Genomic DNA, 8252 nt, shown 5'->3' with positions numbered 1-8252 from the left:
GTTTTGGGGCGTCCGTTATGATCCGCATAGCGTCCGCTCTGAAACGCATCAGAGTCCGCTGGGCTCCGCAGAATGCACATAGACAAGAATGCGAAACATATCATAAATAAAATCTTCGTTTTTCTATTATTGTTAATCAAAAATCATTCAAATCAGAGATGTCCTTTGTCATATTGGAATGATTTGTAATAATTATTGCAATAATAGACATAACAATGTAAAAATATAATTCATAAATCATAACAACTGCTATGCCAGTCAAAATAATAGAAAACAAAAAAACAATTGAAAGCGATATCACCGACTCAAATTTATTATTGTCTTCTAAAACGTACCACTTTTTTTGTTTTAACATATCAAGCAAATACTTAATAATTCCATATCCCAAGAAAACGCCCGAAAAAACACCAGTACAAGCAAGAGTCTCATAGTATAACGAATGAGAGTATGCACCCATATTATATTCAACCCCACCTAATCCTATGCCAAATATCGGGTGTTCAATAAAAGCACTAATTGCAAAATTCTGATACCGTTCACGCAAACTATCACCAGCATTATTAATACCCATCAATCTAATACCTAGTGATGTATTATTCATAATATAGTCGAATGCAAAATATGAAATTAATCCTATTATTACAATAAATACAAAGGACCAAACAAATCGCTTATATGATTTTTTCTTTGATATCGCTGGAATTAATGCAAAAAAGATTGAAAAAAGAATAAAAATAACTCCAACAACAAATCCTCTTCTTGAAGCACCCGCAACTAATGCTACCATGCAAATACAGTTCATAAAAATAAGTAAAACTGACTGTAACTTACCAAGTTTTTGCAGCAATAAGTAAAAAGCGGAGAAGAACGCCAACAAGATATAGCTGGACATGGTATTTATATTTAATGTACCTAAGCCAATACCGCCTGCAGATGTACTTACAACGCCTCTTGTAACAACAAAAAATGATGTTAATGAAATGGAGATCGTAAATGACCACATTATTCCATTAATAAACTGTGGATATCTCGATAATAATAAATACAATGAATATCCAACCAGCACATATTCGATCATACGGATACTTTGCGAAGATCCGTAAAGGCCTTTCGCTGTAAAAATCGTACTAATAACAGCTGTGAATACAAAACCAAGAATTGGTCGTAGATTACTCTTAAACAACACGCCTCTATCAATAACTAATATATGCGCGACAGCACAAGCAATAAGGAGCGCACATAAAACCATCATTAATCCACTAACTGATTTCACACCATATTGAAAAAAGAAAGAATAGAAAATGGTACATACAGTTAACAAAAACCAGGCTTTATGCAAAACATTTGGCGTTTCTGTTTTCATCATTGTTAACTGCTCCTATCTTTGATGCTCGTTCATAAATTCCAATATTTTGATTGCCCTGTTTTCAATATTTAAGTTTTTAGCTTTTTCTAGCGATGACGCACACATTTTTTTTCTTAATAAATTATCCTCTTTCAATAAAAGTATTGCTTTTTCAATATCGTTTACGCTAGTTGGATCAATTAATACCGCATTCTCACAATCCAAAATATCCCTATTAAATGGTAAATTTGATGAAATTATTGGGAGGCCACATGCCATTGCTTCAATTATTGCATTACAACATCCTTCTGCCAATGTTGGTAATACAAAAGCATCGGCACAAGATAAATATTCTGGAATTATATCATGTGGTAAAGGGCCACAGTGGAGTATGTTTTCACATGTTGGATTTTCACTTCCCTCTCCAATAAACAGAGAATAAACTGTATTGTTTTTATTAATTTCATTTAAGGCGTGTGATAGTCGCAGAGGTCCTTTTACATCCAAGAACCTACCCACAAAAGCAATTATAAATGCGTCTGAAGGCATATTATACTTCTCACGCATTTCTTTTTTATTCCTCATCCAAAAAACTCTTTGGTCTATTGAATTTGGAAATACACCAATAATGTCCTCGCTAACGATTGAATTTTCAATTAATATTTCTTTATTTACAGATGAGACAGATATTACTCCATTTAAACTCTTAACGAGTTCACTCGTTTTCTGAGCTCCAAAATAATCAATAGTATATGTACCATTTTCACCATAAGCAAAAAAAGAAGACACATTGTATTTTGATCCTAAATATGAAGCCACCATTCCTGCTGGATTTAAGAAATGTCCGTATACTGCATCAAAAGGTTTTGTATCATTTAATTTTTTGAACACTTTTTCAACAGCATTTTGAAAAGAGGCCTTTGTTAAAAAAGCTGTATTTATCCCCATTATTTTCGTTGATGAATACGAAATATACTTAGGACAATACACTGTAACGCTATTTCCACCAGGCGTTTTTCTTTCATACACATCTGGTAATATTTTAGTTTTAAGCTTTATCGCTTTATTTACTGACTGCGGGAAAATAACACAACAGTCCTTACCCAAATCAACCATTTGATTAACCAAGGCTTCTACAAAAGCGTTAACAACTCTATATTCTGAGGGATATCCATCAACGATAAAACATATTCTGTTAATCATTCCATACCTCCTAGATATTTATCTTTTAATTTTTTTTGCATAAATCGAACCATTCCACATAAATCTTACTAAGTCACGTATTTTATATGATTTATCTGTATTTTTATAGTGGTTGTAAGAACCTCTTAGTATTGCTAAAATGCTCAAATGACCATACAAGTATCTATAAAGCAATCCACATGTAAAGAAATAATGTTCATCATAACCTGTAAACCAGCTACTCTCCTGCTGATTAATTGTGGCAAGCTGAACAGGCGATACATAAACATTGACTTTTGAATCCATGAGTTGCTTAATGAATATATTGTCCTCACCATGGCTCCATTGTCTCCCCGGACCCAGATACTCATTGAATCGAAAATTGCCTCTGATTAATACATCACGCTTAATTGCAAAAACATGAATTCCTGATGACATGATATGTCGTAAACTAGCTTTTGCAAGCTTCTCAGGCTTTTTAAATGATAGTGGTCTTTCAGGTGCAGAAGAAACCGCAAAAAATTTGATAGCCTCTATCTCCTCATTCTTTTTAAACTCTTCAATAATCTTTTCTTCATATCCGTCGACTAATACGGTATCATCATCAGTAAAAAGGACTATATCGCAGGTTGAATGAGCGATTGCGATATTTCTATTTAATGAAGCCCCTCTGGTATTTGTTGTAATTAACCTACATGTGTTATGATTTAATATTTTCTCCGTATAGCTATATGAATCTGCTTGATTTGCAATAACTGCGTTAGTTTGAATATTCATCTTTTCTATCAAACTAAAATCTGACGCTCCCATAGTAGTGGTGAGTACTTCGACTTTAATATCATCTTTCATTGTATTGCTCATACTAAACATTTACTCCTTATTGACAACAGTACTAGCCAATCCTACACATGTCCCAATTCCGTAAGAAACATGCAATACCAGAAACATAAATGGCATAAGTATGCTTGCCATATAAAATCTATGCTGAATTCCCGAAATGACTGTATTACCAACAGCAAACAGTGCATATATTGCCCACATCAGGATTGCTAATTGTCCCATTCCAAATAAGCTCATAATACTTGTGATAACAATTGCCAATACAAATGCAACTGGTACTAAATGGTATATACTGATACACCCTGGACATATCTTTAGTGTCAATCCAATCCAATATCCATTTCCATATTTTTGTTTAACCATTCGCTTAAAATCACTTCGAGCGTATTGATAAGAAACTATTGTTGGATCGTAACATAGCTTGTATCCAGCTTCTCGAATTCGATAATGAAATTCATTATCTTCAGTTCTAAGAAGTTTTTCATTAAACAAACCAACCTTTTCCAGTACTTCTCTTCTATATGCAGCATGAAACATCGTTTTTACATATGTTTTCTCTGTACTTCTTCTACTCGAATTAATACTACTACCAAACAAAGAGTTTTCAACTTGCAATAGTACATTTGCCCATGAAGTGTCTTTTTCAATCACACAAGGACGAATTCCACCTACTACCATTTCTCCATCTTGAATAGTCTTCATTACCCTCTCAGAGTATTCAGGCATTACTTTCGTGTGGGCATCTATCCTTGCTAGAACATCTCCAGTATAATTTTGGATTGCTACATTCCAACCAGCCGCTTGAATCTTTTTAGGATTATCCAGAACCTGGATAGAATAAAAATCAAGGTTATCATCTCTAAACTGTTGCATTATCTCTTTGGTTTTATCTGTTGAACAGCTATCGATAAGCAGAATTTCCATTTGTTCATGAGGATACTTTTGAGCCTTCATATCGTTCAACAGATTAGGAAGGAACTCTTCTTCATTATACGCAATTATTCCTATTGAAAGCTTTTGGCACATATGCACCACTCCTTACTCATACTCTTTTCCTAGCACTGCAAATACAGTTCTAAACATTGTAGCGATTTCTCCAAAGAAGGAAAATTTTTTGATTGCCTCAAGGTTATATTTCATCTTTCCTGGAAGAACATCTTCCACATATACTCTATCTACATCATATGCTGCATCTAATAACTCAGCTTCATCTTTATAACGAATAGATGCTTCAGAGGTGATGCCAGCTGGGAGAAGTAATGTAGCCATATATTCTGGTTTATATTTCTCAACATATTTCACAGCTTCCGGTCTGGTGCCTACAAAGCTCATGTCGCCAGAAATAAGATCCAGAACCTGTGGAAGCTCATCAAGACGACAGCCCCTTAATTTTGCCCCAACCTTTGTGATACGACTGTCATTTCCAACAGTTACAGCAGAGCCAATCTTATCAGCATTGTTAACCATAGTTCTAAACTTATGAATTTTAAAATGCTTACCATAAATAGTAACCCGTTCTTGTCTATAAAATACAGGTCCTTTTGAATCCATCTTTATCCAAGCAGCAATAATTGCCATAGGAATGGCTAAAATAATAAGTAGAATTATTCCTCCAACAAAATCCATAACTCTTTTCAGAGCAAGACTTATTCGTTTCTTATTCAAGCTGTCATAATATGGTCTGACTTCGTCTGTTTGCATGAAGTCAGGTAATTCTTCCCATTTTCTAAGCACTTTTAATCTCCCATTCTATAAATCACCGGTCTTGCAGTTACATCACATTCACATCCCGGATAAACTCCAACATACGCTCTTATCTTTGTCATTTTCCTTAAGGTGAACTCTGTAGAATCAATTGGTCCAATATCTGGTGTTAACCTGATATAGTCATGTTCATCTTTATCGAAATACTCTAACTCGATAGCAACCGTATTCTCATCAACTCCTGACAATCCCTTAAAAATATACTCTCCAGGTTCCAGTTTCAATTCAGCAATCATAAACCAAGAACGGCGATCGGATTCTCCTGAAATCTTGATGCTTCCATCATCAATGTACTTCACATATACGGCCGTATTCCAACAGTAACCATCTTCTCCAAACGGTATAAGCAAATTTCTCCTACCATCGCTATCATTCAATGCTGCGTAAGGAACCATTCTCTGTTGATTTATGTACTCTTTATATTCAGCCAGGCCAAACCAAAAACTTAACGTCAAAGCAGCTGAAACAGCCATCGGTATTACAACTCGCTTACATTTAATATGGATTGCCATGGGCTTTATCTTATACACCAAATAACCTAGCAACGCTCCAATGGTGTTATGAATGACATCATCAACCTCAAAAATCCCAAGAGTTGTTATATACTGCATTAACTCAATTCCAAGTGAAACCAACACCGCTGCTACAGCTATTTCTTTCCAACGCTTTTTTTGAAGCATCTGAAGAAAATATCCCATAGGGATGAACATTATCACATTTTCAAAGTTTTCTATCAGTAAAGATTTATCTCCAGCAAATATTCTTTGATATGACCAAAACAGTGTAATGAATCTATGTGTGTACACTAAATCTCTGCACAATAAAGTAATCCAGAGCACTGAACCAAAATAAATTCCTATGACACACGCTAAAATAAAATCTTTTTTAGATGTATTCCTTAACCACTTCTCTAAAGTTCTCAACCACATACTCCACATCTTCATCACTCAATTTTGTATGCAGAGGCAAAGTGATGAGATTTTCATAATATGCATAGGCATTAGGGAATTCACTGATGTCCCATCCTAATTCCTTATATGCTGTCATCATTGGCAATGGCTTGTAATGAACATTTGTAGCCACACCACGTTCTGCCAACTTTATAATAATTTCTCTTCTCTGTTCATCTGTAGCACCTGGAATACGAGTCAAATACAAATGACCGCTACTGATACTCTCATCAGTGAAATGAACTAAATGTTTTACACCAAGCTCATCACAAACCGCATCATATTTAGCGACAATTTCTTTTCTTCTATTAAGAATGCCAGGGTAACGATCAAGCTGTCTTAAACCGATACCCGCCATGATGTCAGTCATATTGCACTTATACCAAGGACCAACAATGTCATACTCCCACGCTCCAATCTGTGTTTTAGCAAGAGCATCTTTGCTCTGACCATGAAGAGAATACAGCTGATACTGTTTGTACATCTCGTCATTATCAATTCCAGGAATATCTTTCCACGTAGCTGCTCCGCCTTCTGCAGTCGTAAAATTCTTAACAGCATGGAATGAGAAGTCAGTAAAATCTGCAATCTCGCCAGCCATTTTACCGTTCTTTGATGCACCTAAACTGTGCGCACCATCAGCAAATACAATCACACGACCAATAGCCTGCTGAATTCTTGCTCCAAGAGAATCTCCTGCCTTTGCCTTGAATATGCTCTTCTTGCTTTCCACAATTTCAAAAAGGCGATCATAATCTGCGATGATTCCCCCGAGATCTACTGCCACAATAGCTTTTGTCTTTTCAGTAATGGCTTCTGCAACCTTGTCATAATCCATCTCACAGTTGTCTACCTGAGAATCAACGAATACTACTTTCGCTCCGCAATGGATTGCAGCGCTAGCACTTGCTGTGTATGTATATGCTGGAACGATGACTTCATCACCTTCTCCAATACCACAAATGCGGAAATTCAATTCCTCCGCAGCTGTTGCTGAATTGAGACATACAACCTTAGATGTATGACAAAAAGCTGCAAGTCTTTTTTCCAATTCCTTTGTTCTAGGACCAGTGGTAATCCAACCAGAGCGAAGAGCTTCTGCTACTTCTTCAATTTCCAGTTCAGATATGTCGGGTGGGCTAAACGGGATATTTCTCTTAATGATTTCATTTCCACCGCAAACAACTTTTTCTACATCTGCCATTTTTCATATCTCCTTACAAGCAATTGGTTATTTTTATTCTTGCTTATTGTTTTCCCTTAATTTATACTATATGCAGGGAAAATCTAGTTTTTTGTATCACAAATAGCCGGAGTGATTTCAGATCACTTCGGCTATTAAGTTCAACCTCCTTTATTCAGTTTTGGGCTTTATCTATGGGTTAAACAAAGCAAACACAAGAAACATTTTCTTCTCCTGACTCTACTTTTCTACTAACCTGCACCCAAAACTGTGCACCGAAAGGGGATTCAACTTAATAGCCGCAAGCCACCGAAAATACTGGATTTTTCTTGGTTTGCTTAATTATCTCACCTTTGCCAATAACAGACATATTACCAATAAAAATATCCCAGATCTGTGGTAATTCATCTAAGCTATGTGCTCTAAGAAACTTTCCTACTCTCGTTATGTATTGATCTGGATTATCTAGCATATGAGTTGGTACATCGTGAGGAGTGCACATTTTCATACTTCTAAACTTATGTAATTTAAAATACCTTTTGTTCTTACCCAATCTTTTCTGTGTAAATAATACTGGGCCTGGATCATCAATTTTTATAGCCACACAAATGCCTAATAATAAGGGACTCAACGCCACTAAACCGCCGAAGCTTAATACTATGTCAATCCCTCTTTTAATATATTTTTCGTATATACCTTCTATATGCTCACTCTCACCAATAGCCTGAAGGTGTCCCTTCACTCCATCAGCATTTGGATTGTCATTTTCATCTTCGACAAAAACAACCTTCTTTCCTTCTAAAGGATTCTGCTCATCTGTATCATTTTGATATTGACTATTTGCCTTTTTCTTTGCTGCAATAATGGACGTAATAACAAATGCTGCGCCTACCGTAGTTGCTGTTATTCCAATTATTTTTTTCAATGTATTCTTTTTCATCAGCATCGCAACTCCCTTTTTTATTTCGTATGATTACATGTTTGATAA

The 8252-nt window shown here is 35.6% G+C and carries 8 protein-coding genes; all 8 read right to left on the bottom strand.

Annotated features, from left to right (window positions below):
* Positions 1 to 136 precede the first annotated feature (136 nt).
* Positions 137 to 1366: an O-antigen ligase family protein gene (locus GKG41_RS21765; protein ID WP_154262329.1), complete on the bottom strand. Its 1230-nt coding sequence runs from the start codon at positions 1364 to 1366 to the stop codon at positions 137 to 139.
* A 12-nt stretch (positions 1367 to 1378) separates the two neighbouring features.
* Positions 1379 to 2548: a glycosyltransferase family 4 protein gene (locus GKG41_RS21760; protein WP_154262326.1), complete on the bottom strand. Its 1170-nt coding sequence runs from the start codon at positions 2546 to 2548 to the stop codon at positions 1379 to 1381.
* 18 nt (positions 2549 to 2566) lie between these two features.
* A complete protein-coding gene (locus tag GKG41_RS21755; RefSeq protein WP_173015684.1) occupies positions 2567 to 3388 on the bottom strand; it encodes a glycosyltransferase family A protein in 822 nt (273 codons plus the stop codon).
* Positions 3389 to 3397: 9 nt separating this feature from the next.
* Positions 3398 to 4393 (bottom strand): glycosyltransferase family 2 protein, encoded by a 996-nt coding sequence (locus tag GKG41_RS21750; RefSeq protein ID WP_154262322.1) that lies wholly within the window; start codon positions 4391 to 4393, stop codon positions 3398 to 3400.
* Between the two features lie 12 nt (positions 4394 to 4405).
* Positions 4406 to 5068: a sugar transferase gene (locus GKG41_RS21745; protein ID WP_154262349.1), complete on the bottom strand. Its 663-nt coding sequence runs from the start codon at positions 5066 to 5068 to the stop codon at positions 4406 to 4408.
* Between the two features lie 35 nt (positions 5069 to 5103).
* Positions 5104 to 6054, bottom strand: coding sequence for a VanZ family protein (locus GKG41_RS21740; RefSeq protein WP_173015683.1), 951 nt, complete (start codon positions 6052 to 6054; stop codon positions 5104 to 5106).
* On the bottom strand, positions 6017 to 7285 hold the full coding sequence (locus GKG41_RS21735) for a DegT/DnrJ/EryC1/StrS family aminotransferase (protein WP_154262317.1): 1269 nt from the start codon (positions 7283 to 7285) through the stop codon (positions 6017 to 6019). Before GKG41_RS21735 ends, GKG41_RS21740 begins: the two co-directional genes overlap by 38 nt.
* A 271-nt stretch (positions 7286 to 7556) precedes the next feature.
* On the bottom strand, positions 7557 to 8204 hold the full coding sequence (locus GKG41_RS21730; RefSeq protein ID WP_154262313.1) for a sugar transferase: 648 nt from the start codon (positions 8202 to 8204) through the stop codon (positions 7557 to 7559).
* Between the last annotated feature and the right edge of the window lie 48 nt (positions 8205 to 8252).

The organism is Lactonifactor sp. BIOML-A5 (genome assembly GCF_009677585.1).
GTDB lineage: Bacteria > Bacillota > Clostridia > Lachnospirales > Lachnospiraceae > Lactonifactor.
The sequence above is the reverse complement of the archived record's forward strand: the minus strand, read 5'-3'. Positions and strand labels throughout refer to the sequence as shown.

Coding starts and splice junctions, on each gene's coding strand:
- GKG41_RS21750 (WP_154262322.1), bottom strand. CDS start 4,393: ATGTGCCAAAAGCTTTCAATAGGAATAATTGCGTATAATGAAGAAGAG.
- GKG41_RS21760 (WP_154262326.1), bottom strand. CDS start 2,548: ATGATTAACAGAATATGTTTTATCGTTGATGGATATCCCTCAGAATAT.
- GKG41_RS21765 (WP_154262329.1), bottom strand. CDS start 1,366: ATGATGAAAACAGAAACGCCAAATGTTTTGCATAAAGCCTGGTTTTTG.
- GKG41_RS21730 (WP_154262313.1), bottom strand. CDS start 8,204: ATGAAAAAGAATACATTGAAAAAAATAATTGGAATAACAGCAACTACG.
- GKG41_RS21745 (WP_154262349.1), bottom strand. CDS start 5,068: ATGCAAACAGACGAAGTCAGACCATATTATGACAGCTTGAATAAGAAA.
- GKG41_RS21755 (WP_173015684.1), bottom strand. CDS start 3,388: ATGAGCAATACAATGAAAGATGATATTAAAGTCGAAGTACTCACCACT.
- GKG41_RS21735 (WP_154262317.1), bottom strand. CDS start 7,285: ATGGCAGATGTAGAAAAAGTTGTTTGCGGTGGAAATGAAATCATTAAG.